Source organism: Stutzerimonas stutzeri, assembly GCF_009789555.1.
Classification (GTDB): Bacteria; Pseudomonadota; Gammaproteobacteria; order Pseudomonadales; family Pseudomonadaceae; genus Stutzerimonas; species Stutzerimonas stutzeri_R.
Map to the genome: position 1 here is coordinate 2,405,610 of NZ_CP046902.1, position 22,574 is coordinate 2,428,183.

The following is a 22,574-nucleotide window of genomic DNA, read 5'->3' on the forward strand; positions in this document are numbered from 1 at the left end:
CTCAGGCAGCGGTGGGCGTGGGATGATCGAACTGGCCGGCCATCCAGCGACCGACGTCGGCAGTGGTGGTCCGGGCGGTCGCCTTCAGCGGCGACAGTTGGCCGTGACTCAGGGCGGCGATGCGGTCGCTGATCTGGAACAGTTCTTCGAGGTCTTCGGAGATCACCAGGATCGCGGCACCGGCGTCGCGCAACGCGATCAGTTCACGGTGAATCGCCGCAGCCGCGCCGACATCGACGCCCCAGGTGGGGTGCGCGGCGACCAGCAGTTTCGGTTGCTGGAGGATTTCCCGACCAAGGATGAACTTTTGCAGGTTGCCGCCGGACAGGCTGCGTGCCGGCGTATGGGTGTCCGGTGTCTTCACCGAAAAGCGCTCGATGATGCGCCGCGCGAAAGCTTCGACCCGGTGATGACGGATCAGCCCGGCGCCGACCAGTCCGTCCTGCTGAAAGCCGGTAAGCAGGCCGTTGTCGGCCAGGCTCATGTCCGGCACCGCGCCGTGTCCAAGGCGCTCCGCGGGTACGAAGGCCATGCCGTGACGCCGTCGTGCATCGGGACGCAAATGCGCCACCGGCGCGTCGAGAAAGCGGATGCAGGCGCCGTGCTCGCGGGCCAGTCGCTGTTCGCCGCTGAGCAGCGCGAGCAGTTCGTCCTGACCGTTGCCGGCGACCCCGGCGATGCCGACGATCTCTCCGCTGCGTACCTCCAGCGCGAGATTATCCAGCGATACGCCGAACGGATCGGCGTTGTGCCAGGACAGCCGCGAGACCCGCAGGAACGGCGCGCCGCCCTCGACTTTCGGGTACTCGGCTTCCAGGCCCTCGGCATCGCCGACCATCAGGCGCGCCAGGTCCATGTCGCTGCATTCGGTCGGTACGCAGTCCCCCGAGACGCGTCCGCCTCGCAGTACCGTGGCGCTTTCGCAGAGCGCGCGGACTTCGTTGAGCTTGTGGCTGATGAACAGGATGCTGCAACCCTCGGCGGCGAGCCGGCGCAGCACCACGAACAGGTCGTCGGCTTCTTGCGGGGTGAGGACCGACGTCGGTTCGTCGAGAATCAGCAGCTTGATGTCCTGCATCAGGCAGCGCACGATCTCGACCCGCTGGCGCTCGCCAATCGACAGGCTGTGCACCAACCGTTGCGGCTCCAGGGGCATGCCGTAGCGCTGCGACACCTGGCGAATCTTCGGCTCCAGCTGTTTGGGCGTACCGGCTGCGGCGCCCATCGCCAGCGCGATGTTCTCGGACACGGTGAGGGTGTCGAACAGCGAAAAGTGCTGGAACACCATGCCAATGCCACGTTCACGCGCTTGCGCCGGATCGCGCATGATGACCGGCTGTCCGTCCCAGCGGATTTCACCGGCATCCGGCTGCGTCACGCCGTAGATGATTTTCATCAGGGTGCTTTTGCCTGCACCGTTCTCGCCCAGCAAGGCGTGGATTTCGCCTGGGCGGATCGACAGGTCGATGCGGTCGTTGGCCAGGCAGCCGGGGTACCGTTTGGTAATGCCGGTCAGCTGCAGGCGTGCGGTCTGTTGTTCGGGCATGGAGGCGTCCGCTGGATTCATGCCGAGGGTCATAGCAAAAAGCTGGCCAGATAGTCAGGTATCTGCGTTGGTGCGGGATGCGGCCCCGGGGGGCAATCGGCGGCGACGGCCCGCGCATCGCTTTGGTGCCTCCCGCCGCCGTGCCAGGGGCGTACGCACCGGGTTGGGGCGCGGCGCGCGGCGGGTTCGATGACGAGGATGCCGAGCGAACGCTGCGAAACCAGGCGATGCGGCGTCCGTTCGACCCCGCATCATCGAGGCTTACCGCACGGTCGGGTCCGGAACGTCGCGCAGTGCCTGAGCCGCGTCGATGGCCCGTGGGAAACCGGCCGTGACGGTGGTCAGGTAGATCACTTCCTTCAGCTCGTCACGGGTCACCCCGAGCCGCAGCGCATAGCCGGCATGCACCTTCATGTACGGCAGGTTGCCCTGCGCGGCAAAGGCAGCGACAGCGGCCAGTTGCCGGGTACGGTCGTCCAGTCCCGTGCGGCCCCAGACGTCCCCCAGGGCGTAAGCGGTGATGCCTTCGGCGAGGAACGGGTAGTCTTCGCGGAGCGCGTCGAGCACCGGTTGTCCGGCGCCACCGGAGAGGCGATCCATGACCTGCAGGCCACGTTCGTGCCGTTCGTTGCCGAGCGCGTCCAGCGAGGCGAGCGTAAGGGGGCCCAGCAAACCCAGCCAGGCAGCGATCAGAGTGTTGCCAGTGAATGATTTCATGGCGTGGCCTCAGTAAGGGCTGGCGGTGGGGCGAACCACCAGCTCGCTGACATCGACGTCGGCAGGCTGATCGACGGCGTAGGCGATGGCGCGCGCGATGGCTTCGGCGGGAATGGCGATGCGCCGGAAATCGTCCATGACTGCACGGGCGCCCTCGTCGGAGATGCTCTCGGCGAGTTCCGATTCGGTGACGCCCGGAGAAACCAGGGTGACGCGGATGTCGCCGCCTACCTCCTGACGCAGCCCTTCGGAAATGGCCCGCACCGCGTATTTGGTGGCGCAGTACACCGCTGCGGTAGGGCTGACCGCGTAGGCGCCGATCGAGGCGATGTTGATGAACTGGCCTGAGCGCTGGCGCTGCATGAGGGGCAGGCCGGCGGCGACGCCGTGCAATACGCCGCGGATGTTCACGTCGATCATCCGGTCCCATTCCTCGACCTTTAGCGCGTCGAGCCGAGAAAGGGGCATCACCCCGGCATTGTTGATGATCACGTCGACGCGGCCAAAGCGCTGCTCGGCGAAGTCGACGAAGGCCTGGGTATCTTCGCGCCGGGTAACGTCCAGCGCCCGGCAGACGGCCACGCCACCGGCTTCGTTGATGTCGGCGGCAAGCCGCTCCAGACGCTCCAGGCGGCGAGCGCCCAGCACCACGCGGGCGCCCCGTGTGGCCAGCAGGCGCGCCGTGGCTTCGCCAATACCGCTGCTGGCGCCGGTGATGAGTACGATTTTTCCTTCGGTGTTCGACATGTTGCCCTCCACGGATTCATCGGTTCGGCGCCGGTGGGCGCCGTGGGATGAATGCTAGGGAGGCGAGAGGCCCCGACGTTATGTCGATCCTGCCGGGCGCTTGCCTGATTCTGGACGGCGCGTTACCAGATGCCTTCGTGCAGTTCGGCCGCTTCTGCTTCAAGTAGTGGACCGATCACTTCGACCTGGCGCTGACCCGCTTCGAAGACGACACGGCAGGGCAAATCGAGCGTCGGGTTCTCCGGATGGTTGCCGGTAATCTCCTTCAGGCTGCGTTCGGACAGGCCATAGACCACTCGCCCCAGCCCTGCCCAGTACGCGGCGCCAGCGCACATGGCACAGGGCTCGGCGGAGGTATACATGGTGCAGCGCGAGAGGAATTCCGGCGTGTAGCGTGTCGAGGCACGGGTCATCAAGACGCGTTCGGCGTGGCCGGTCATGTCGTGATCGGGCATGTAGGCGTTGCCCTGTTCCAACAACACTTCGCCATCGGGCCCGACCAGGATGGCGCCGAACGGGTGAGTGCCTTCGGCGAGGGCGCGGCGGGCGACATCGAAACTTTTGCGCAAGAGGGCGGAGTCGTCTAGTGGCATATCGAGGTGTCCGAATGTTGGGGCGGGAGAGCTTGCCCGCGTCAATGAAAAGGCAAGCGGGACTCAGTGTTCACCCTTGGGAATGCTCCAGGTGAACAGCAGCCGTTGCGCCAGGCCGACCAGCTGAAACAACGCCAGGCTGATGATCACCAGCATCGTCAGTGCGGCAAAGGCTTGCGGAACCTGGAACATCGACGTCGAAAAGTTGATGAAATAGCCCAGGCCCTTGTCGGCCGCGACGAATTCGGCGACCACCGCCCCGATCACCGCCAGCGTGATGGAGATGCGCAGCGCTGAAAACAGATGCGGGACCGCATAGGGCAGGCGAATGTTGCGAAACTCCCGCGTCCGTGAGGCGCCAAGCGAACGCGACAGCTCGATCAGCTCGGGCGGCGTCGCCAGCAGACCGGTGACGGTCGAGACCACGATCGGGAAAAAGGCGATCAGAAAGGTGATGAACACGCGCGGCAGGTCGCCGGCGCCCATCACCACAACGATGATCGGGGCGACCGCGACGATCGGCGTTGACTGGACGATCACCAACAGCGGGTAGAGCGTGCGCGACAGCAGCCTGGAGGACGCCAAGGCGATTGCCAGCGGTATCCCGATGAGGATCGACAGGCCGTAGCCGAGCAAGGTGACCCGCAACGTCGCGAAGATATGCTCGAACCAGATGGCCGGGTCGAGCTTCCAAGTGGCCGTCAGGATGGCACTCGGAGAGGGCAGTACGAACGCGGGCAGGCTGAACAGCCAGCACGCGGCTTCCCAGATGAGCAGCAGGCCGAGCAGTGCCAGCCCAGGGGCGAACCGTTCGCCCATGATGCGATTAAAGGCCATGGCGGCTGAAGACCTGTCGGCGGATGTGGTTGGCGAGCTCATTGAAACGGGGCTCCGTAAGGGTATCCAGCGACCGTGGCCGGGGCAGATCGACATCGATGATTTCGGTCACCCGGCCCGGTCGCGCCGACATCACCAGGATGCGGTCGGCCAGCAGCAGGGCTTCGGGAATCGAGTGGGTGATGAACAGCACGGTTTTCGGGCGCTGGGTCCAGATGTTCAGCAGCTCCAGACTGAGTTCGTCGCGGGTCAGCGCGTCCAGTGCCGAGAAGGGCTCGTCCATCAGCAGGATTTCCGGGTCGTGCAGCAAGGCCCGGGCGATTCCGGCGCGTTGCTGCATGCCGCCGGAGAGTTCGTCCGGGTGCTTGCTGCCGAACTCCTTGAGGCCGACCAGTTCCAGCAGCTCTTCGCCGCGCTCGCGCTCAAGCGCCGTGACCCGACCGTACTTGTGCTTCATCGGGAAGGTCAGGTTGTCGCGGATCGTCAGCCAGGGCAGCAGCGTCGGTTTCTGGAACACGATGCCGACTTCGTCGCGCGGGCCTTCCAGCGCTTTGCCGTAGATGCTGACCTGACCCGAGGTCGGACGGATCAGCCCGGCGAGGATGCGCAGCAGCGTCGACTTGCCACACCCCGAAGGGCCGAGCACGGCGATGAACTCGTGGCGGCCGATGGCGAAGCTGGTGTCGTCGAGGGCGACCACTTCACTGCCGTCCGACGAGGTGAATACCTGCCGGACCTGTTCAAAGACGATGCTCGGCCGTGTCGCGCGGGGTTCGGTCTGATTCATGGGTTCACTCGACGAAGCCGTTGGCGACTACCTGGCTCGGGTCCAGGCTGTCGGTCTCAAGGTTCTGGGCGCGAGCGACCCATTGCCAGGTGGTCTCGAGGCGCTTCGGATCGAACCGAACGGTGCCTTCGGCAGCGCTGATCTCGTTCTGCATCAACGGGACCGACGCGGTGAACTGCTCGACCGCCTGCTGCTCATCGACCTCAGGAACGATTTTCTTCAACGCGGCGGCTGCGGCGGCTGGGTCGGCGATGGCCATCTCCTGCGCCTGGAGATAAGCCTTGATGAATTTTTTCGCGACCTCGGGGCGTGTCTGCAGAAAGCGTTCGGAGGCGATCAGCGACAGGCCGTAGCCATCGAAGCCGAAATCCGACCAGGCAATCACCTTGAGCTGCTTACCGGCGTCCTGCATGGCGCGGGCGAAGCCGGGTGCCACGGTCACCCAGTTGATGGTGGCGTCTACCTTGCCGGTCGCCAGCATCGGTGCCAGCGCGCCGGGGTCGAGCTTGAGCAGCTTGACGCCGTCGCGATCGATGCCATTGGCTTCGAGGACCAGCGGGAAGACCACGTTCGAGGCAGAGAATGTCGGGGTGGCGACCGTCTTGCCGGCGATGTCTTCGAAGCGCTCGATGCCCGAGCCTTCGGCGGTGAAGAAGGCGTCCGGCTGCTTGTTGTAGATTGGCGCCACGGCCACCACCGGCACGGGGCCCTGGGCCCGCGCCTGCAGCACCGACGCCAGCCCGGCGCTGCCGAAGTCGGCACTCGCGGTGGCCAGCTTGGTGACCACGTCGCTGCCGCCACGGGCGCTGGAGATTTCAACGTCGATGCCTTGCTCGGCGAACAGGCCCTTCTCGACGCCGAGATAGATCACCGCCTTGTCGCCGGCCGGTAGCCAGTCGTTCAGCCAGCGCACCGTGTCGGCGGCCAGCGCGCCTTGTGCGAACAGGGCCAGCAGTGAACTGGCAAGCAGGGTTTTCTTGATCATCGGGAGTCGCTCCTGGGTGGGCATCGCTAGGGTAGGTATCGGTCAGAAAACGGGGGCGGGGTGGCGCGTGAAAAACGACAGCAGCGCGGCGAGCAGCGCTTCGGGAGCCGCCAGCTGCGGCACATGTCCGCACTCGAGCGTGACCCGCTCGGCTCCCGGCACATGGGTTTGCATCCACCGCTGGACGGCGGGCACGACCGAACGGTCGGCGCTGCATTCGACATACAGGCGCGGCAGGCGCCCGAAGCGCTCGGCGCTCCAGTGCACCACGGCGACGCGGCCGCCGTCGGGTTGCGCGCAGAGTCGCTGCGCAGCGGCGAGCGCCTGCGGCTGCGGCACGTCGTGGAAGAACAGCGCGCAGGCGCTCTCGACGGGCACGCAGGTGCCCAGTCCATCGACGCTGCGTTGCAGAAACGGGCCGATTCCCACGGCGTCAGGTGTTGTCGGGAGCAGTTCGGCGCACGCCTCGGCGAAGCCGATGCCGCTGGGCAGCATCATGCCGGCGACGTAAGCGATTCCTGCGATGCGCTCGGCACGCCGTTCGGCGACCGCCGTAGCCGTCAGCCCGCCGCCGGAGTGCGCGACCAGATGAACGGGCCCGTCGAGGCGGTCGATCAGGTCGCTGACATGCGCCACGTAGGCCTCCAGCGTCACGTGCGCGGCCCGTGTGTCGTCGTTGCCATTACCAGGCAGATCGACAGCATGCGGGACGTAGCCGGCCGCGAGCAGTGGGTCGATCAATCCGTCCCAGACCCAACTGCCGGCCCAGGCGCCATGAATCAGCACCACATGACGGTCAGTCATAGGTTCTCCGGTACATCTCCCGGTAGTGCTGCTCGACCGTCACGCTCGGGTAGCGCGGCGTCTCGCCGGGCGCCAGGCAGGTGGGGATACAGGCCACGCGATGATCAGGGTTGCCGCCGAAGAAGAACGGCACGCTGTAACGCTCCCGACCTGACCGATTGACCACGCGGTGCAGGGTCGAGCGATAGCGGTCGTTGGTCCAGCGGGCAATCATGTCGCCGAGGTTGACCACATAGGTACCCGGCAGCGGCGTGGCTTCGATCCAGGCCTGGGTCGTGTGGTGCCACACTTGCAAGCCGGGATTTTCGTCCTGCAACAACAGCGTCAGGCCGCCGAAGTCGGTATGCGCGCCGCAACCCTTTTCGCCGGGCGCGGCGTTGACCGGCTGTGGCGGGTAATGCAGCAGTCTGAGCGTGGCCATGGCGTCTTCACAGAATGGCGCGAAGTAGTCCTCCGGCAACGCCAGCGACAGTGCCAGGCCCGCCATGAGGCGTTCGGCCAGCTGCGTCATGGCGTGATGGTAGCGTTGCATCACCGGGCGAAATGCGGGCAGCACCGCCGGCCATTGGTTAGGGCCATGATTGAAGCGCCCGGCCAGCACGCGCGGATCGTCAGGCGCCAGTTCGCGGCCTAGATAGAAGCCTTCCTTCAGGTCGGGCGGTGCGTCCGCTTCCAGGCACTGGCCACGCAGTGCTTCATAGCCACGGTTTGCAGGCGAAGCGGCCTTGTCGAGCGCCCGTTTGGCGTCGTCAGGCAGCTCGAACAATCGCTGTGCCTGTTGGAAAACGGCCGCTTGCAGCGCCGGGTCGATGCCATGGTTGTGGATGTAGAAGAACCCGGTATCGCGACAGGCTCGACCGATCTGCTCGGCGACCGCGGCGCGCGTCCGTGGATCGTCACCAAGCAGTCCTGTGAGATCGATCAGCGGCAGGCTGGCCTCATTTATCAGGTCGGCGTGAAATGCGTCGGACATGCTGCAAACCCTTCGAGAGCTAGGGCGCTTAGCCCGTTGTGGCGCAGTATCCGGCCCTCTTGGGTGTGCGCAAAAGCAGAGAATATCGAGCATGCCGATGCCTTTTCGGCATCAGGGTTGGGTGCGTTTCGGTGGGGCGGCCAGTGCACTGCGATGGCGCTTCGCCAGGCCCCGGTTCCCAAGGTTTTCGCTTTTTTCGACTGGCTCGGGACGAACGATGTGCACCGATTTGGCGCGGGAGCGCGGTCCGATTCGGCTTAAAAAAAAATCAACAAGCGGTCCGGATGCGCGCCCGGCGGCGAAGCGTGACGCCCTTGCGCTTCATTCCAGCTTGGCCAACGGGGGGTTGAAACGGATGTGTGAGGCATCGATGCAATTGCCTCGATGCGCGGCGCGACGGATCAGGCGGTTTCGGCGCGCTCGCGGCTTTCGCGGTCGGCGATTTCCTCGCACAGGGCGCGGACGAATGCGTCCACCGCCACGGGCAGGTAGCGTGAGCTGCGGACGTACACGCCCAGGTCGCTGAGCACCTGGCCGTTGTCGGTCAGTGGCAGGTGAACCAGGCTCCCGGCCGCCAGTTCCGCCTCGATGCCGATGCGGGTCTGGAAGGCGATGCCTGCGCCACGTTTGGCCATCTGCGAGGCCAGTTCCACCGAGCTGGTTTCCAGGGTCGCCTTGTGTGGCGAGCGAGTCCGGGCGATCACGGGCGCCAGCAGGTGGTGAATCGACAGATCGCTCTTGGCCAGGATCAGCCGATGTTCGGCGCAGGTGGAAAAGCTCACCTCGCGGCGCCCGGCCAGTGGATGATCCGCCGCGACGATGGCACCGAGGCGAAAGTGCCCCACGCCGAGCTGCTGCAAGTCGGCGGTGCGGCGTAAGGCAAAGGCGATGCCGATGTCAGCCTGGCCGCTCGTCACGGCGTCTGGAATGCCTTGTGAGCCCAGACTGGTGACGCCCACGGTGATATGGGGATAGCGCGCGTTCATGCTTTCCAGTACGCCTGGCAGCAAGTCGACCGTGACACCCGATACGGTGGCGATTTCGACATGGCCGGTGCGCAATCCTTGCAGCGCATCGAGTTCGGAGCTGGCTCGCGCGGCGTCCTGCAATACGACCAGTACGTGGCGTGCGAACACTTCCCCTGCGGCGGTCAGGCGCAGCCCAGCCGGCAGGCGCTCGAACAGCGGGGCGCCGATCTCCCCTTCGAGTTTCAGGATCTGCCGGTTGACCGCCGATGAGGCCACATTGAGCCGCCGGGCCGCTTCGCGGATCGAATGGCAGCGACGAACCATGTCGAAGTAATGGATAGCGGGGGAATGGATGCGCAGGCGACGTGACATACCGGGCTTGGCCTCAGGGAACGGACGCGATCTTCGCGACGATCGATCAGGTGGGCAGCGTCAGGCCGCAACCCTTGAGAATGATCTGGATCAGGGTCTCGGTGCCGCGCGTGAAATCGTCCCTGGTGACCCGGCGCTGGCCGGTGACGCGGCGGATCTGGTCGGAAAAGTCGGCGTAGTGCTGCGTGCTGCTCCAGATCAGGAAAATCAGGTGCATGGGATCGACGGGGTCCATCTTGCCCGCGTCGCTCCACGCCCTGAACACGGCGGCGCGACCGCGGAACCAGTCGCGATAATCCTCGTTGAAGTGCTCCGACAGGCATTCGCAGCCGCTGATCACTTCCATGGCGAAGATTTTCGAGGCCTGCGGCTGCTTGCGTGAGAACTCCATCTTGGTGCGGATGTAGGCTGCCAGGGCGGTGGCCGGGTCATCCTCGGCGGTGAGATGGTCGAAGGCGTTGTCCCACAGTTCGAGGATGTGCCGCATCACCTCGACGTAGAGGCCCAGCTTGTTGGTGAAGTAGTAGTGCAGGTTGGCCTTGGGCAGGGCTGCGCGCAAGGCAATCGCGTTCATGCTCGTGCCCTTGTAGCCGTAGCGGGCGAATTCCTCTGCGGCGGCCGACAGGATCAGTTCTTCGTTTTTCTGGCGAATCCGGCCGCCGCGTTTGCTGGACAGGGACGTCTGGTTGAGCGTGGCGTCGAAGGTATTCATGGGTCCTCTCCTCTGGACGGCCGGCCTGTCAGGCTCGGTGGGGTTCTTGGATGCTAGCGCAGGTGGTGTCAGCCGTCTTTTCGCGCGGCAGCAGCAGATCCAGCAGGATGGCGGTGAGCCCGCCACAGGTGATGGCCGAGTCGAACAGGTTCTGGACCAGCTTGGGCATCTGATGCAGCAGCTCCGGCTGCGCGGCAATACCCAGACCGATGCCGAGCGAGGCGGCGATGATCAGCATGTTGCGGCGGTCCAGCTTCACTTGCGAGAGGATGCGAATGCCGGCTGCCGCGACGCTGCCGAACATAATCAGGGTTGCGCCACCGAGCACCGGCTTGGGGATCTGCTGAAGCACCGCGCCGAGCAGCGGAAACAGGCCGAGGGCGAAGAGCAGGGCGCCGATATACAAGCCCACGTGCCGGCTGGCCACGCCGGTCATCTGGATCACGCCGTTGTTCTGCGCAAAAGTGGTGTTGGGGAAGGCGGAAAAGGTCGAGGCGATCAGACAGCTGACGCCGTCGCCGAGGATGCCGCCACGCAGGCGTTCCAGGTAGCTCGGCCCTTCGATCGGCTGGCGCGACAGCATGCAATTGGCGGTCAGGTCGCCGACCGTTTCGATGGTGCTGATGACGTAGATCAGCGCCACCGGTACAAAGGCCGTCCAGTCAAAGGCAAAGCCGTAGTGAAAGGGGAGCGGCAGGCTCATCAGCGGCAAGTCCGGTAGCGGTTGCGGGACCAGTTTGCCGCTGAACCAGGCGGCAACGCTGCCGACGGCAAGGCCGATGACGATGGCCGAAAGACGAATCCATGGTTGTTTCGAGCGGTTCAGCAGAATGATCGTAAGCAGCACCAGCGAGCCGAGTGCCAGATTGCCTGGCGCGCCGAAGTCGTCGGCCTTGAAGCCGCCGCCCAGATCGGTGATGCCGACCTTGATCAGGCTGACACCGATCAGGGTGATGACGATACCGGTGACCAGGGGGGTGATCACCTTGCGCAACTGACCGATGAAGCGGCTCAGGATGATCTGCACGAAGGCACCGAAGAAGCACACGCCGAAGATCATCGCCAGGATGTCCTCCGGGCTGCCGCCGCGTCCCTTGACCAGCAGACCGGCCGATAGCACCGCACCGAGAAAGGCAAAACTGGTGCCTTGCAGGCAGATCATGCCGGCACCGATGCCCCAGGGACTGCGCGCCTGGATGAAGGTGCCGACGCCGGAAACCATCAGCGCCATGCTGATCAGATAAGGCAGGTGATCGCCGAGTCCGAGCACGGCGCCGATCACCAGCGGTGGGGTGATGATCCCGACGAAGCTGGCAAGGATGTGCTGCAGGGCGGCGAAAACAGCGGGTAATGGGGCAGGGCGATCGTCCAGACCATGGATCAGGTCGGCTTCGGCGTGTTCTTGCATGGCAGGTGACCTCGAATGAACAACGATTGGCGCAGGCTGGAACGCCTGTCTCGTGTCTCGGCCAGTGCAAGAATCTGACCACTTGCTTAGGTTTTTTGGCGTGTCGGTCGCTGCAGGTCCTGCAGCGCCCGGAGCCTACCGGACAAGGCAGCTTCGGTTGCCGTTCGCCTGTCGCCAGGTCTCGTGGCGATTGCTGCCGCGGAGGCGCCCGATGTGCACCAAAACACTGCGCCAAGGAACGCGTCTTGCCCGCTTTTGTCGCGTTGGTCCGGCCATGATTGCATCAGATTCGACGCGCTTGCCAGCTCCAGCTGCCGTTTGGTTAAAGCTGGCCAATCCGTCAACTATCGGTGTTTGCGCGGCGCCAACCGGCGCGATGCATCAGGTCAGGCTCAATCTGGCACAGCTTCTGCTACGTGACCTCTCGAGTAGAAGCGGTTAGCGCCGTCGGTTCGCCCGGTGGCGTGGGACATTGCTCTTGCGGCCCATACGGCCGCACGCCCTGTTCGCGGGGTGCTTGTTCACGCCCGCCAGGGCTCGACAGGAGAGAGGTCAACCGCCATGCGTCATGCCGCGTCGCTCGTTCCCTGCTGCAGCAATCCGGTGCCGATGAGCCGGATGCCTTCGCCTCGCTTTCCTGTGCTTCGTTCGCCTGCCGGTCGCCTGTGCAACTGGCGGCATCCCCGTGCTTTGCCAATGGAGTTCTCCCTATGAAAACGACGGAATCGGGACGCGCTGCGCCCGTGCTGTGCAAGTTGGTCCGCCAGGCGTTGTTGCCCGCCACGTTGCTGGGCACCGTGCTGCTCGGCGCTCCGGCACACGCCAACGAAAAAATCACGCTGCTGACGTCCTGGTACGCCCAGGCCGAACACGGCGGTTTCTATCAGGCGGTGGCGGAGGGCATCTATGAAAAGCACGGGCTGGATGTGACCGTGAAAATGGGTGGCCCGCAGGTCAACGGCATGCAGCTGTTGCTGGCGCGCAAGGCTGACGTGATCGTCGGTTATGACTTCCAGATTTTGAAGAATCTCGAGCAGGGGCTGCCGGTAGTGGCCATCGGCGCTTGTTTTCAGGGTGATCCGCAGGGCTTGCTGACCCATGGCGACGTCGAGGGCCTCGATGGTCTGAAAGACAAGACCATTCTGGTGGCGACGTCCGGGCAAACCTCATGGTGGCCCTGGCTCAAGGCCAAATACGGGCTGACCGACAGCCAGACGCGGCCTTATACCTTCAACCTGCAGCCGTTCTTCGCTGACCAGAACACCGCGCAGCAGGCGTATGCCAGCTCCGAGCTGTTCCAGGCCCGGCAACAGGGCGTGGATGCCCGCTTCTACCTGTTCGCCGATCACGGCTATCCACCTTACGGCTCGACACTGGTGACCCGTCGCGACCTGATCGAGTCGCGGCCGGAGGCGCTTCAGCGTTTCTACGACGCCACCATGGAAGGCTGGAAGAGCTACCTCGCCAACCCCGCACCGGGTAACGCGCTGATCAAACAGGACAACCCCAACATGACCGATGCCCAGATCGCCTGGGGCATCGAGCGGATGAACGAATTCCAACTGGTCACCGGCGGTGAGGCGGCCACCGGCGGCATCGGCGTGATGACCGATGCGCGCTGGCAGAACACCCGCGATTACATGGTCGGCGCCGGCCTGCTCGACGAGGCGGTGGACTTCAAGCAGGGCTACGACCTGCGTTTCGTCGAGGGCGCCCAAAAGGTGCTGCCGTAACCCGCTTGCAGAATTTACGAGCCCGGTGCCTGGCAACCGGGCGACGTCAGACTGATGAGGACACCACATGCTGGTCACCAAACAACCCGTACTGCGCCGTTTCTGGTACGCGCTCATGCCCACCGCGAGGCTCACCGAAGGCCCGCAACCCTTTACCTTGCTCGGCGAACCACTGGTGTTGTGGCAGAAGCCGGACGGCACGCCGGTCGCCATGCGCGACCGCTGCTGCCATCGCACGGCCAAGCTGTCGAAAGGCTTCATCAGCGACGAGGGCAACCTGGCCTGCGGCTACCACGGTTGGGAATACGACTGCAGCGGTACCTGCGTGAAGATTCCGCAGAATCCCGAAGGCATGATTCCGCCGGGCGCCAAGGTCGAGACGTTTCACTGCCAAGACCGTTATGGCTATGTCTGGGTCGCTCTGGACGATCCGCTGCAGCCGATCCCGGAGTTTCCCGAAGACGGCGCGCCCGGCTATCGGCGCATCTTCCAGTTCTACGAAGAGTGGAAAACCAGCCCGCTGCGGGTGATGGAGAACTCCTTCGACAACTCGCACTTTTCCTTCGTGCACAAGGCCAACTTCGGACTGTTCGACCAGCCCAAACCGTCGAGCTACGAATTCCGCGAAACCGGTTACGGCTTCGAGGCCGAAACCCTGGTGCCGATCCGCAATCCCGAGGCGAGCTTTCGCATCACCGGGACCACCGAGCCGATCACCAACCGGCACCTGATCAACCGCTACTACCTGCCGTTCTCCCGCCGCTTCGGCTGCATGTACCCGGACAGCGGCATCCACCACATCATCTACAACTGCGCGACCCCAATCGACGACGGCAGGCTGATGCTGGTGCAGTGGCTCTACCGCAACGACAGCGAGGAACAATGCTCAACGCAAGAGCTGATTGACTGGGATGCGGCCATCACGGCTGAGGATCGCGACATCCTCGAGGCGACGGACTACGACGCCTGTGTCGATACCCGGCGCCGAGTGGAAATGCACATGCCGTCGGACAAGCCTGGCCTGGTAATCCGCAAGCAGCTTGTGGCGCTGCTCGAAGCGCACGGCGAAAGCGAAGTGTTCATGACTGCCTGAGTTCGACCCGCAACGCCCGCAATCCCCGCGGACAGCCTGCACAGACGGGCACTCCGCGGTTACGGATCCGCCGCAATGAGGCGTCGGACCGCGAATAAGCCTTGGAGACCGTGCATGAACGCCACCGCTTCGATTGCTACCCCCGTGCGCCGCGCACTCACGGCCCTCGCCATTGCGTTGGGCCTGCAGGCTGTGCCGACACATGCGGCCGAACCCCTGCGCTTCGGCTTGAACTGGTTGCCCCAAGCCGAGATGTGCGGTTTCTACCAGGCCCAGGCGACCGGGCTGTATGACAAGCTCGGGCTGGCCGTCGAGCTGGTGCCTGGCGGGCCGGACCGCAACATCGCGCTGCAGGTTGCCACTGGCGACCTGCAGATGGGGATGGGTTCGAGCTTCACCACACTGAACATGATTCAGCAGGGCATCCCGGCGCGCACGGTCGCCGCCTTTCTACAGAAAGACCCGCAGACCCTGGTGGCCCATACCGACCAGGGTGTCGAAACGCTGGATGACCTCAAGGGGCGACCGATCATGGTCGCCAAGTTCTCGCAGGCCGAGTTCTGGCAGTTTCTCAAGCAGCGCTACGGTTTCAGCGACAGCCAGCTGCGGCCCTACGCCTATTCCTCGGTGCCCTTCCTGGCCAACCCCAAGGCTGTTCAGCAGGGCTACATAACGGAAGACGCGCACTTGCTCGGCAAGGAGCTCGACAAACCACCGGTGTCGATCCTGCTGGCCGACTACGGCTACGACAACTACGCGACCACCGCCTTTGCCAAGCAGACATACCTCGATGAGCACGGCGATGCCGTTGCCCGCTTCGTCGACGCCAGCCGGCAGGGCTGGCGCGACTGCGCGACCGGCGATTACGCACCCGCGATGAAGGCGATCCTCGCGGCCAACCCTCAGCACGGCGAAGACCTGTTCCACTTCAAGATGCAGCAGATGCGCGAACGCGGGCTGATCGACAGCGGCGATGCGGTCAGCTTCGGCCCCGGTGCGATGAGTGACGCCCGCTGGCGGGGTTTCTTCGAGACCATGAGTGCTGCGGGTGTGTACCGGACCGATCTCGACTACCGGCAGGCCTACACGCTGGACTACTCCAATGCGGCGCCGGCCATCGCCGACCGGGAGCAGTGACATGAGCCTGGACACCATTCCGGTCGTGGACCTGGGGCCGCTGCTGACGGGCGATGCGGCATCGCAGCACGAAGTGGCGCGGCAGTTCGGCGAAGCCTTGGAGACCTGCGGCTTCGCCAGTATCGTCAACCACGGCGTCGATGCTTCGTTGATCAAGCGCATGTATGCCGAGGCCGAATGTTTCTTCGCCGGGCCGCTCGCCGACAAACTGGCCTGGACGCCACCGGAGCAGACCAAGGGCCGCGGGTACCTGCCCGTGGGGATCGAAAGCGTGGCCGCGACGCTGGCCGGCGAGACACCGCCAGATCTGTGCGAGGCGCTGGTATTCGCCTCCTTGCAGCGCGAGCGGGCCGGGCAGGGCTTGCCCAATATCTGGCCGACCGAACCGCCGCGACTGGGCGAAACCGTCAATGCCTGGTTCGATGCAATGTACGCGTTGTGCCAGCGGCTGATGCGGCTCTCGGCCGTGGCTTTGCAATTGCCGGACGATTATTTCGCGGCGAGCTACCGCGAGCCGTCGCTGACGCTGCGTTTCGTCAACTATCCGGACCAGCCCGATGCGCCGTGCGCCGGGCAACTGCGCTACGGTGCACACCACGATTATGGAGGCCTGACCATCCTGCGGCCGGATCAGGCGCCGGGCGGTCTGCAAGTGTGCAGCCTCGACGGGCAATGGCGCGACGTCGGTGCGCCGGCCGATGCCTTCGTCATCAATGTCGGTGATCTGATGGCCCGCTGGACCAACGACCGCTGGCGTTCGACGCTGCACCGAGTGGTCAACCCGCCACGCACGCTAACGGGCTCGACCCGACGGCTGTCACTGGTCGCGTTTACCGGTCCATCGTGCGACACCGAGGTCGCCTGTCTGCCGAGCTGCTGCAGTTCCGAGCAACCTCCACGCTACACCCCGGTGGCGGCAGGGGCCTATATCCGCGCCAAGCTGGACCAATCCATGCAGCTCTCCACGCCAGCGGCGGACTCGCTCCCCGCCCACGCAACCAATCGGAGCACGCGATCATGTTGATGCAATCGATAACCGTCGACACGGCCCGTCCCGAGCCCGGCGCGCCCGCCAACGGGGCGATTCCGGTGTTGCTGGCCAATCAGGTCGAGAAAACCTACCCCAACGGTACTCAGGCGTTGCAACGGCTAAAGCTCAGCATTGGACGCGGCGAATTCGTCTCGTTGCTCGGCCCGTCCGGCTGCGGCAAGAGCACCTTGCTGAAAATGTTCGCCGGGCTCGAAGCACCGTCGGCCGGGCATGTGCGCTGGTGGGGCAAGGGCGACCTGGATGCCGCCGAAGCCGGCCAGCGTCTGGCCATGGTGTTTCAGGAGGCGACGCTGATGCCCTGGGCGAGGGTCGCTGACAACGTCCGGTTACCTCTGGACCTTGCAGGCGTGCCGAAATCCGAGGCGAACGCGCGGGTTCAGTCCGCGCTGGGACTGGTCGGACTAGGTGAATTCGGCGGGGTCTATCCGCGCGAGCTGTCGGGCGGTATGCAGATGCGTGCGTCCATCGCCCGCGCGCTGGCGATGCAACCGAACCTGTTGCTGATGGACGAGCCGTTCGGTGCGCTAGACGAGTTCACCCGCAATCGCCTCGACAGCGACCTGCGTGATCTCTGGCGCGCCCGTGACCTGACCGTGGTGTTCGTCACCCACAGCATTTACGAGGCGGTGTTTCTGTCATCTCGGGTGGTGGTGATGGGCGCGCGGCCGGGCCGGGTATTGGCCGATGTGGCCATCGAGGGGCCGGAGATGCGTGACGAGGCGTTCCGCACCAGCCCCGACTTCATCGAACAGTGCGCGCACCTGTCCCGGTTGCTCGCCGAAGCCAACGCCGACGCAGACCACTGAGGTGATGACCATGGACAAGCGCTCCCAACCCCTGTTGGCCGATCCGCGTTTTCAGCGCATCGCCGCACCGCTACTGGTCGGTCTGGTACTGCTCGGTACCTGGCAGTTTCTTTGCGTCGCCCTGAATGTGCCGACCTATCTGGTGCCTACTCCGCTGGAGATTGGCCGAACGCTGGTCAGCGATGGGCCCATGTTGTTTGGCGCGCTGCTGGTGACGCTGAAAATCACCTTTCTGTCGTTTGCGATGGCGGTCGTGCTCGGGGTGATCGCCGCGTTTCTGTTCGTGCAGAGCCGAGTGATCGAGGCCAGCTTGTTTCCCTACGCGATCCTGTTGCAGGTAACGCCGGTGGTGGCCATCGCGCCGTTGATCATTATCTGGGTCAGCAACACCACGCTGGCGCTGACGATTTGCGCGACGCTGGTGGCGATCTTTCCGATCATCTCCAATACCGTACTCGGGCTGCGCAGCGTCAACCCGGGATTGCTCAATCTGTTCCGGCTGAACCGAGCGAGCCGCTGGCAGACGCTGGTGCGCCTGCGCATCCCCAGTGCGTTGCCATACTTCTTCGGCGGCTTACGCATCGCGTCGGGCTTGGCGCTGATCGGCGCGGTCGTTGCCGAGTTCGTCGCCGGCACCGGTGGTACGGGAGCCGGGCTGGCGTATCAAATCCTGCAGGCCGGCTTTCAGCTGAATATCCCGCGTCTGTTCGCCGCGCTCTTTCTCATCGCCGTGACCGGCGTGCTGCTGTTCAGCCTGATGGCCGCCTTGGCGCGCGTCAGCCTCGGGCATTGGCATGAGAGCGAGCAGGGATAACGCAGCCCGGCCCACCCTGCCTTCTATTGCCGTACCGCGGCTGCTCGCTCTTCCATTCACAGGATTTCAACCATGCACACCAACACCAACTGGCTGATTCGCAATGCCAGCGCCATCCTCACCGGCCTGTCCGGCGACGCGGCGCGTCACGCCGGGCCTGATATCCGTATTGTCGATGGCCGCATCGCGGCGCTTGGCCAACTCGAGCCTCAGCCGGGCGAACAGATCATCAATGCGCGTGACTGCGTGGTTTATCCCGCGTGGGTCAACACCCATCATCACCTGTTTCAGTCGCTGCTCAAGGGCGAGCCCCAAGGACTGAATCAGACGCTGACGCCCTGGCTGGCCGCCACGCCGTATCGTTTTCGCGGTGCCTTCGATGAGGACAGCTTCCGTCTGGCCGCCCGCATCGGGCTGGTCGAACTGGTGCGCTCGGGCTGCGGCACCGTGGCCGACCACCATTACCTGTATTACCCCGGCATGCCGTTCGACAGCGCCGCAATCCTGTTCGAGGAGGCCGAGGCATTGGGGGTGCGCTTCGTGCTCTGTCGCGGCGGCGCGACGCAGACTCGTCAGCTCGAGGCCGACCTGCCGCAGGCGCTGCGCCCCGAGCGTATCGAGAACTACCTTGCCGACGTGGAGCGCTTGGTCGCGACCTACCACGACCCGGCTGCCGATGCCCGGCGGCGGGTAGTCATGGCGCCGACCACGACATTGCATTCGACCACACCTGAAGAGTTGCGCATGACGGCAGAGGTCGCGCGCGGCCTTGGCATTCGCCTGCACAGCCATCTTTCCGAGACCGTCGACTATCTCGACGCGGCGCGCGCCAAGTTCGGCATGACGCCCGTGCAGTTCTGCGCCGAGCAAGGCTGGGTCGGGTCTGACGTCTGGTTCGCACATATGGTGAAGCTGCTGCCCGACGAGATTCGTCTGCTCGGCGAAACCGGCACCGGCATCGCCAGCTGCCCGCAGAGCAACGGCCGGCTCGGCAGCGGCATCGCCGATCTGCCCGCGCTGGAAGCGGCCGGCGTAACGGTGTCGCTGGGCGTTGATGGCGCCGCGTCCAACGAGGCGGCCGATATGCAATCCGAAGCGCATGCCGCCTGGCTGTTGCAGCGAGCGCGCAAGGGCGAAAGGGCGCAGCCGCGCTATGACGGCGGCACCTTCGAAGGCGGCGCCGATGCGGCGAGTATCGAGGACGTGCTGCGCTGGGGAACTGCTGGCGGGGCCAGGGTCCTGGGGCTCGATGGCGTCGGCACGTTGCAGGTCGGCCAGGCCGCGGATCTGGCTGTTTATCGGCTCGACGACCCGCGGTACTTCGGCCTGCACGACCTCGCCATCGGCCCGATCGCCAGCGGTGGCCGTGCCCATCTACAAGCGCTACTGGTGGGCGGACGCCTGGTCGTCGAAAACGATGGCATTCCGGGTTTCGACATGGCTGAGCTGGGCCGGCAGGCGCGGGAGGCGGTGGCACGCCTGGTGCGGCGGGCGGAATCGCTGGCCTGACGGGTTGCGGTGCAACGGGCCCTGCGCAATGCGGCGCAGGACGCCCTGGCCTTGAGCCAGGGTAGGCGTCGGCAAGCAGGCTGCGAGAGCGGGGAAACTGCTCACTCGAGTGATCGGGTGGGGTTGGCGTGTCGAAGAGAAGGCGGGCGGCTGGTATTGCGCAACGGCTGCCCGGAGGGATGCTACGCCGCCCGACGAGGCCGGGCGGCGTGATCGTCAGAAATGAGCTTTGACGATGGCGCTGAAGGTGTTCTGGTCGGTCGGGCCTACGAAGTTTTCGCTGACGAAGCCGCCGTCCTCGATGCCGTACTTGTTCGACCAGTAGTCGTATTCGATACCCACATAAAGCTTGCCTGGCGTGTAATCCAGCGCCTTGCCCAGGTCGTACTTGATCTGTGGGTTGAAGTGGAAATTGCGCTTGAGCTCGTTGCCGTTCTTGCTCTTGTCATTGACTACCCAGTCGATGTAGCCGTCAAAGAGTATGTCCGACTTACCCACGGGAATGGTCATTGCCCATGTTGGCGTGATCTGCCACTGGCCGGAGGGCTTGCCGGTCGTGCCGTCGGGCTTGCGGTAGTAGAAATTGACGTTAAACCGATCGAAACCTGGGACGCTCAGGTCAACGGCGGGGCCGAACAGGTAGTTCTGGTTGGGCGTGCCGTCATCCTGGCTCTCGCCGCGTTCATAGGTAAACGCCAGCAGCACATCCTTGATCGGACCAAAGGACAGGTCGGTTCCGGTGATCTTGCCGAAGGACAGCCGCGGGCTGAACTCGCCGTAATAGGTGTGGCCGTCATTGCCGGACAGACCGTTGTACCACTTGTTGTCGACGAACAGGAACATGTCGCCCCAGGTCCAGCCGCTGGCATGCTCGAAAGTGACGGTCTGCTGGATTTCTCCGGCATCGACCTTGAAGTCCTTGCCGTAGAGATAGGTCAGGCTGTTGTTCTGCCAAAGCATCGGGGCCGCCATCGCCTCGCCTGCGAGCATCAAGCCGCTCGCAAGTGCGGCGGTGGTCATAATGGATTTCATGGGAGTGCTCCTGTTGCGTTATGTGTGCGTGTTTTCTTGGCCGAACGGTCAGGTGTGACAGACGAAAAGCAAGTCCTGCGCCAAGTCGAACGAGGCGCTGTCAATTTGCGATATATCGTTATCTATCAAATACATACCGATTCGGTTGTTCTGCGTGGGTGATTTCCGCCAGCGTTTGCCGAGGGTCCTGCCCCAGAAAAAACCTGACCGTCCCGACAATGCCTCATCTTGATGCAAGCAGATGGCCACCGGGCCGGGCCCGAATTGAGCCGGACAGTGCGGTCGCAGCCAATGAATGAAGGCCGCACGCCGGAGGCGTCGGGCGCTGGAGCCTGGCTTTGCTTCGCGATGCCGGTCGAGCATGAAAAAGCCCCGCTGATGCGGGGCTTTTCGGCTTTCGGTGGGCGCCGATCAGATCGTCTCGGCCCAGAGGTCGTACTCGTCGGCGTTGGTCACCCGGACCCAGACCTTGTCGCCGGGTTGCAGCGGATGTTCGCTATCGATGTAGACCATGCCGTCGATTTCCGGCGCGTCGGCGTAGGAGCGACCAATCGCGCCGTCGTCATCGACCTCATCGATCAGCACTTCGATTTCCTGGCCGACCTTGCGCGCCAGGCGGGCCGCGCTGATGGCCTGCTGATGGGCCATGAAGCGGTCCCAACGGTCCTGCTTGACGTCATCAGGTACCGGCTCCAGGTCCAGCGCCTCTGCCGGCGCGCCCTCGACCGGGGAATACTGGAAGCAGCCGACGCGGTCCAGCTGTGCTTCGGTCAGCCAGTCGAGCAGGTATTGGAAATCCTCCTCGGTCTCGCCGGGAAAGCCGACGATGAAGGTCGAACGAATGGTCAGTTGCGGGCAGATCTCGCGCCACTTCTTGATGCGCGCCAGCGTTTTGTCCTCGAACGCCGGCCGCTTCATGGCCTTGAGCACCTTCGGGCTGGCGTGCTGGAACGGAATGTCGAGATAGGGGAGCAGCTTGCCTTCGGCCATCAGCGGAATCACATCATCGACGTTCGGGTACGGATAGACGTAATGCAGCCGTACCCACACGCCCATGCTTGACAGCGCCTGGCAGAGTTCCAGCATGCGGGTCTTGACCGGCTGGCCGTTCCAGAAATCGGTCTTGTATTTCACGTCGACGCCGTAAGCGCTGGTGTCCTGGGAAATCACCAGGACTTCCTTGACGCCCGCCTTGACCAGACGCTCGGCTTCGCTGAGTACATCGCCCACCGGACGGCTGACCAGCTTGCCGCGCATGGACGGGATGATGCAGAAGCTGCAGGTGTGGTTGCAGCCTTCGGAAATCTTCAGATAGGCGTAGTGGCGCGGGGTGAGCTTGATGCCCTGCGGCGGCACCAGATCGACAAAGGGATCATGGTCGATGTTGGGCGGCACCACTTCATGCACGGCATTGACGACCTGCTCGTACTGCTGGGGACCGGTCACGGCGAGCACGCTGGGATGCACGTTGCGGATGTTGTCTTCGGCCACGCCCATGCAGCCGGTGACGATCACCTTGCCGTTCTCGGCAATGGCCTCGCCGATGGCGTCCAGCGATTCAGCCTTGGCGCTGTCGATGAAACCGCAGGTGTTGACCACCACCACATCGGCGTCCTGGTAGGTGGGCACGATCTGGTAACCCTCCATACGCAGCTGCGTCAGGATGCGTTCGGAGTCCACCGTGGCTTTGGGACACCCAAGCGACACGAACCCTACACTAGGAGCTTTCTTAGACATAGCAGGCCGCCTCGGCAATACGGCATGAAAAAAACAGCGCGCGAGTATACAGCGATCCGCGGGTTTACGAGCCCCATCAGGTTGCATGAGGCCGTGCCGACCGTCAGCTGCAACAGGCCCGAGGGGCGATGAGCACGGCGGCTCGCTGAGGGGCCCGCGGCGGAGCCACGGGCGTGCCGATCGGGCATCAGGCGATGCGGGACGCTTCGATGC

At 64.4% G+C, this 22,574-nt stretch carries 21 protein-coding genes; 7 read left to right on the forward strand and 14 right to left on the reverse strand.

The window, feature by feature from the left end:
* Position 1: 1 nt before the first annotated feature.
* From GQA94_RS11205 to GQA94_RS11260, 12 genes are all read right to left on the reverse strand, one after another.
* The gene (locus GQA94_RS11205; protein WP_158188098.1) at positions 2-1,546 is read right to left on the reverse strand and encodes an ABC transporter ATP-binding protein; all 1,545 of its coding nucleotides are present in this window, start codon (positions 1,544-1,546) and stop codon (positions 2-4) included.
* A gap of 261 nt (positions 1,547-1,807) precedes the next feature.
* On the reverse strand, positions 1,808-2,263 hold the full coding sequence (locus tag GQA94_RS11210) for a carboxymuconolactone decarboxylase family protein (protein ID WP_158188099.1): 456 nt from the start codon (positions 2,261-2,263) through the stop codon (positions 1,808-1,810).
* Positions 2,264-2,272: 9 nt separating this feature from the next.
* The gene (locus GQA94_RS11215) at positions 2,273-3,010 is read right to left on the reverse strand and encodes an SDR family oxidoreductase (RefSeq protein WP_158188100.1); all 738 of its coding nucleotides are present in this window, start codon (positions 3,008-3,010) and stop codon (positions 2,273-2,275) included.
* A 122-nt stretch (positions 3,011-3,132) separates the two neighbouring features.
* The gene (locus tag GQA94_RS11220) at positions 3,133-3,603 is read right to left on the reverse strand and encodes a nucleoside deaminase (RefSeq protein ID WP_158188101.1); all 471 of its coding nucleotides are present in this window, start codon (positions 3,601-3,603) and stop codon (positions 3,133-3,135) included.
* Between the two features lie 63 nt (positions 3,604-3,666).
* Positions 3,667-4,440 (reverse strand): ABC transporter permease, encoded by a 774-nt coding sequence (locus tag GQA94_RS11225; protein WP_233270147.1) that lies wholly within the window; start codon positions 4,438-4,440, stop codon positions 3,667-3,669.
* The gene (locus GQA94_RS11230; RefSeq protein WP_158188103.1) at positions 4,430-5,227 is read right to left on the reverse strand and encodes an ABC transporter ATP-binding protein; all 798 of its coding nucleotides are present in this window, start codon (positions 5,225-5,227) and stop codon (positions 4,430-4,432) included. The genes GQA94_RS11225 and GQA94_RS11230 overlap by 11 nt, the downstream gene beginning before the upstream one ends.
* Positions 5,228-5,231: 4 nt before the next feature.
* On the reverse strand, positions 5,232-6,212 hold the full coding sequence (locus GQA94_RS11235; RefSeq protein ID WP_158188104.1) for an ABC transporter substrate-binding protein: 981 nt from the start codon (positions 6,210-6,212) through the stop codon (positions 5,232-5,234).
* A 42-nt stretch (positions 6,213-6,254) separates the two neighbouring features.
* Positions 6,255-7,016, reverse strand: coding sequence for an alpha/beta fold hydrolase (locus GQA94_RS11240; protein WP_158188105.1), 762 nt, complete (start codon positions 7,014-7,016; stop codon positions 6,255-6,257).
* The gene (locus GQA94_RS11245; RefSeq protein WP_158188106.1) at positions 7,009-7,989 is read right to left on the reverse strand and encodes an isopenicillin N synthase family dioxygenase; all 981 of its coding nucleotides are present in this window, start codon (positions 7,987-7,989) and stop codon (positions 7,009-7,011) included. Before GQA94_RS11245 ends, GQA94_RS11240 begins: the two co-directional genes overlap by 8 nt.
* Positions 7,990-8,390: 401 nt before the next feature.
* Entirely contained in the window at positions 8,391-9,329 is a 939-nt protein-coding gene (locus GQA94_RS11250) for a LysR family transcriptional regulator (RefSeq protein WP_158188107.1), read from the reverse strand.
* 46 nt (positions 9,330-9,375) lie between these two features.
* Positions 9,376-10,041, reverse strand: coding sequence for a TetR family transcriptional regulator C-terminal domain-containing protein (locus GQA94_RS11255; RefSeq protein WP_158188108.1), 666 nt, complete (start codon positions 10,039-10,041; stop codon positions 9,376-9,378).
* A 28-nt stretch (positions 10,042-10,069) separates the two neighbouring features.
* Positions 10,070-11,449 (reverse strand): uracil-xanthine permease family protein, encoded by a 1,380-nt coding sequence (locus GQA94_RS11260; protein WP_158188109.1) that lies wholly within the window; start codon positions 11,447-11,449, stop codon positions 10,070-10,072.
* A 710-nt stretch (positions 11,450-12,159) separates the two neighbouring features.
* Between GQA94_RS11260 and GQA94_RS11265 the strand changes: the two genes are divergently transcribed.
* The 7 genes from GQA94_RS11265 (at position 12,160) to GQA94_RS11295 (ending at position 19,592) form a co-directional block, all read left to right on the forward strand.
* Positions 12,160-13,182 carry an ABC transporter substrate-binding protein gene (locus tag GQA94_RS11265; protein WP_158188110.1) on the forward strand — a complete coding sequence of 341 codons (1,023 nt, stop codon included), beginning with the start codon at positions 12,160-12,162 and terminating at the stop codon, positions 13,180-13,182.
* A gap of 67 nt (positions 13,183-13,249) precedes the next feature.
* A complete protein-coding gene (locus GQA94_RS11270; RefSeq protein WP_158188111.1) occupies positions 13,250-14,275 on the forward strand; it encodes an aromatic ring-hydroxylating oxygenase subunit alpha in 1,026 nt (341 codons plus the stop codon).
* Positions 14,276-14,389: 114 nt separating this feature from the next.
* Positions 14,390-15,412: an ABC transporter substrate-binding protein gene (locus GQA94_RS11275; protein ID WP_158188112.1), complete on the forward strand. Its 1,023-nt coding sequence runs from the start codon at positions 14,390-14,392 to the stop codon at positions 15,410-15,412.
* Position 15,413: 1 nt separating this feature from the next.
* Positions 15,414-16,436, forward strand: a complete 1,023-nt coding sequence (locus GQA94_RS11280; protein ID WP_158188113.1) for an isopenicillin N synthase family dioxygenase — start codon at positions 15,414-15,416, stop codon at positions 16,434-16,436.
* Positions 16,430-17,269: an ABC transporter ATP-binding protein gene (locus GQA94_RS11285; protein ID WP_158188114.1), complete on the forward strand. Its 840-nt coding sequence runs from the start codon at positions 16,430-16,432 to the stop codon at positions 17,267-17,269. Before GQA94_RS11280 ends, GQA94_RS11285 begins: the two co-directional genes overlap by 7 nt.
* A gap of 10 nt (positions 17,270-17,279) precedes the next feature.
* On the forward strand, positions 17,280-18,083 hold the full coding sequence (locus tag GQA94_RS11290; protein WP_158188115.1) for an ABC transporter permease: 804 nt from the start codon (positions 17,280-17,282) through the stop codon (positions 18,081-18,083).
* A 72-nt stretch (positions 18,084-18,155) separates the two neighbouring features.
* Positions 18,156-19,592 carry an amidohydrolase family protein gene (locus GQA94_RS11295; protein WP_158188116.1) on the forward strand — a complete coding sequence of 479 codons (1,437 nt, stop codon included), beginning with the start codon at positions 18,156-18,158 and terminating at the stop codon, positions 19,590-19,592.
* 216 nt (positions 19,593-19,808) lie between these two features.
* Here the strand turns inward: GQA94_RS11295 and GQA94_RS11300 are convergent, their stop codons facing one another.
* Entirely contained in the window at positions 19,809-20,624 is an 816-nt protein-coding gene (locus GQA94_RS11300; protein WP_158188117.1) for an outer membrane protein OmpK, read from the reverse strand.
* Positions 20,625-21,035: 411 nt separating this feature from the next.
* Complete coding sequence (gene rimO, locus GQA94_RS11305; protein ID WP_158188118.1) at positions 21,036-22,361, reverse strand: 30S ribosomal protein S12 methylthiotransferase RimO; 1,326 nt, start codon at positions 22,359-22,361, stop codon at positions 21,036-21,038.
* Between the last annotated feature and the right edge of the window lie 213 nt (positions 22,362-22,574).

What these genes read in the sequence shown, in the direction of transcription:
- GQA94_RS11255 (WP_158188108.1), bottom strand. Translation starts at nt 10,041, where the DNA reads ATGAATACCTTCGACGCCACGCTCAACCAGACGTCCCTGTCCAGCAAA.
- GQA94_RS11245 (WP_158188106.1), bottom strand. Translation starts at nt 7,989, where the DNA reads ATGTCCGACGCATTTCACGCCGACCTGATAAATGAGGCCAGCCTGCCG.
- GQA94_RS11290 (WP_158188115.1), top strand. Translation starts at nt 17,280, where the DNA reads ATGGACAAGCGCTCCCAACCCCTGTTGGCCGATCCGCGTTTTCAGCGC.
- GQA94_RS11295 (WP_158188116.1), top strand. Translation starts at nt 18,156, where the DNA reads ATGCACACCAACACCAACTGGCTGATTCGCAATGCCAGCGCCATCCTC.
- GQA94_RS11260 (WP_158188109.1), bottom strand. Translation starts at nt 11,449, where the DNA reads ATGCAAGAACACGCCGAAGCCGACCTGATCCATGGTCTGGACGATCGC.
- rimO (WP_158188118.1), bottom strand. Translation starts at nt 22,361, where the DNA reads ATGTCTAAGAAAGCTCCTAGTGTAGGGTTCGTGTCGCTTGGGTGTCCC.
- GQA94_RS11300 (WP_158188117.1), bottom strand. Translation starts at nt 20,624, where the DNA reads ATGAAATCCATTATGACCACCGCCGCACTTGCGAGCGGCTTGATGCTC.
- GQA94_RS11205 (WP_158188098.1), bottom strand. Translation starts at nt 1,546, where the DNA reads ATGCCCGAACAACAGACCGCACGCCTGCAGCTGACCGGCATTACCAAA.
- GQA94_RS11265 (WP_158188110.1), top strand. Translation starts at nt 12,160, where the DNA reads ATGAAAACGACGGAATCGGGACGCGCTGCGCCCGTGCTGTGCAAGTTG.
- GQA94_RS11215 (WP_158188100.1), bottom strand. Translation starts at nt 3,010, where the DNA reads ATGTCGAACACCGAAGGAAAAATCGTACTCATCACCGGCGCCAGCAGC.
- GQA94_RS11225 (WP_233270147.1), bottom strand. Translation starts at nt 4,440, where the DNA reads ATGGCCTTTAATCGCATCATGGGCGAACGGTTCGCCCCTGGGCTGGCA.
- GQA94_RS11270 (WP_158188111.1), top strand. Translation starts at nt 13,250, where the DNA reads ATGCTGGTCACCAAACAACCCGTACTGCGCCGTTTCTGGTACGCGCTC.
- GQA94_RS11275 (WP_158188112.1), top strand. Translation starts at nt 14,390, where the DNA reads ATGAACGCCACCGCTTCGATTGCTACCCCCGTGCGCCGCGCACTCACG.
- GQA94_RS11240 (WP_158188105.1), bottom strand. Translation starts at nt 7,016, where the DNA reads ATGACTGACCGTCATGTGGTGCTGATTCATGGCGCCTGGGCCGGCAGT.
- GQA94_RS11230 (WP_158188103.1), bottom strand. Translation starts at nt 5,227, where the DNA reads ATGAATCAGACCGAACCCCGCGCGACACGGCCGAGCATCGTCTTTGAA.
- GQA94_RS11280 (WP_158188113.1), top strand. Translation starts at nt 15,414, where the DNA reads ATGAGCCTGGACACCATTCCGGTCGTGGACCTGGGGCCGCTGCTGACG.
- GQA94_RS11285 (WP_158188114.1), top strand. Translation starts at nt 16,430, where the DNA reads ATGTTGATGCAATCGATAACCGTCGACACGGCCCGTCCCGAGCCCGGC.
- GQA94_RS11250 (WP_158188107.1), bottom strand. Translation starts at nt 9,329, where the DNA reads ATGTCACGTCGCCTGCGCATCCATTCCCCCGCTATCCATTACTTCGAC.
- GQA94_RS11210 (WP_158188099.1), bottom strand. Translation starts at nt 2,263, where the DNA reads ATGAAATCATTCACTGGCAACACTCTGATCGCTGCCTGGCTGGGTTTG.
- GQA94_RS11235 (WP_158188104.1), bottom strand. Translation starts at nt 6,212, where the DNA reads ATGATCAAGAAAACCCTGCTTGCCAGTTCACTGCTGGCCCTGTTCGCA.
- GQA94_RS11220 (WP_158188101.1), bottom strand. Translation starts at nt 3,603, where the DNA reads ATGCCACTAGACGACTCCGCCCTCTTGCGCAAAAGTTTCGATGTCGCC.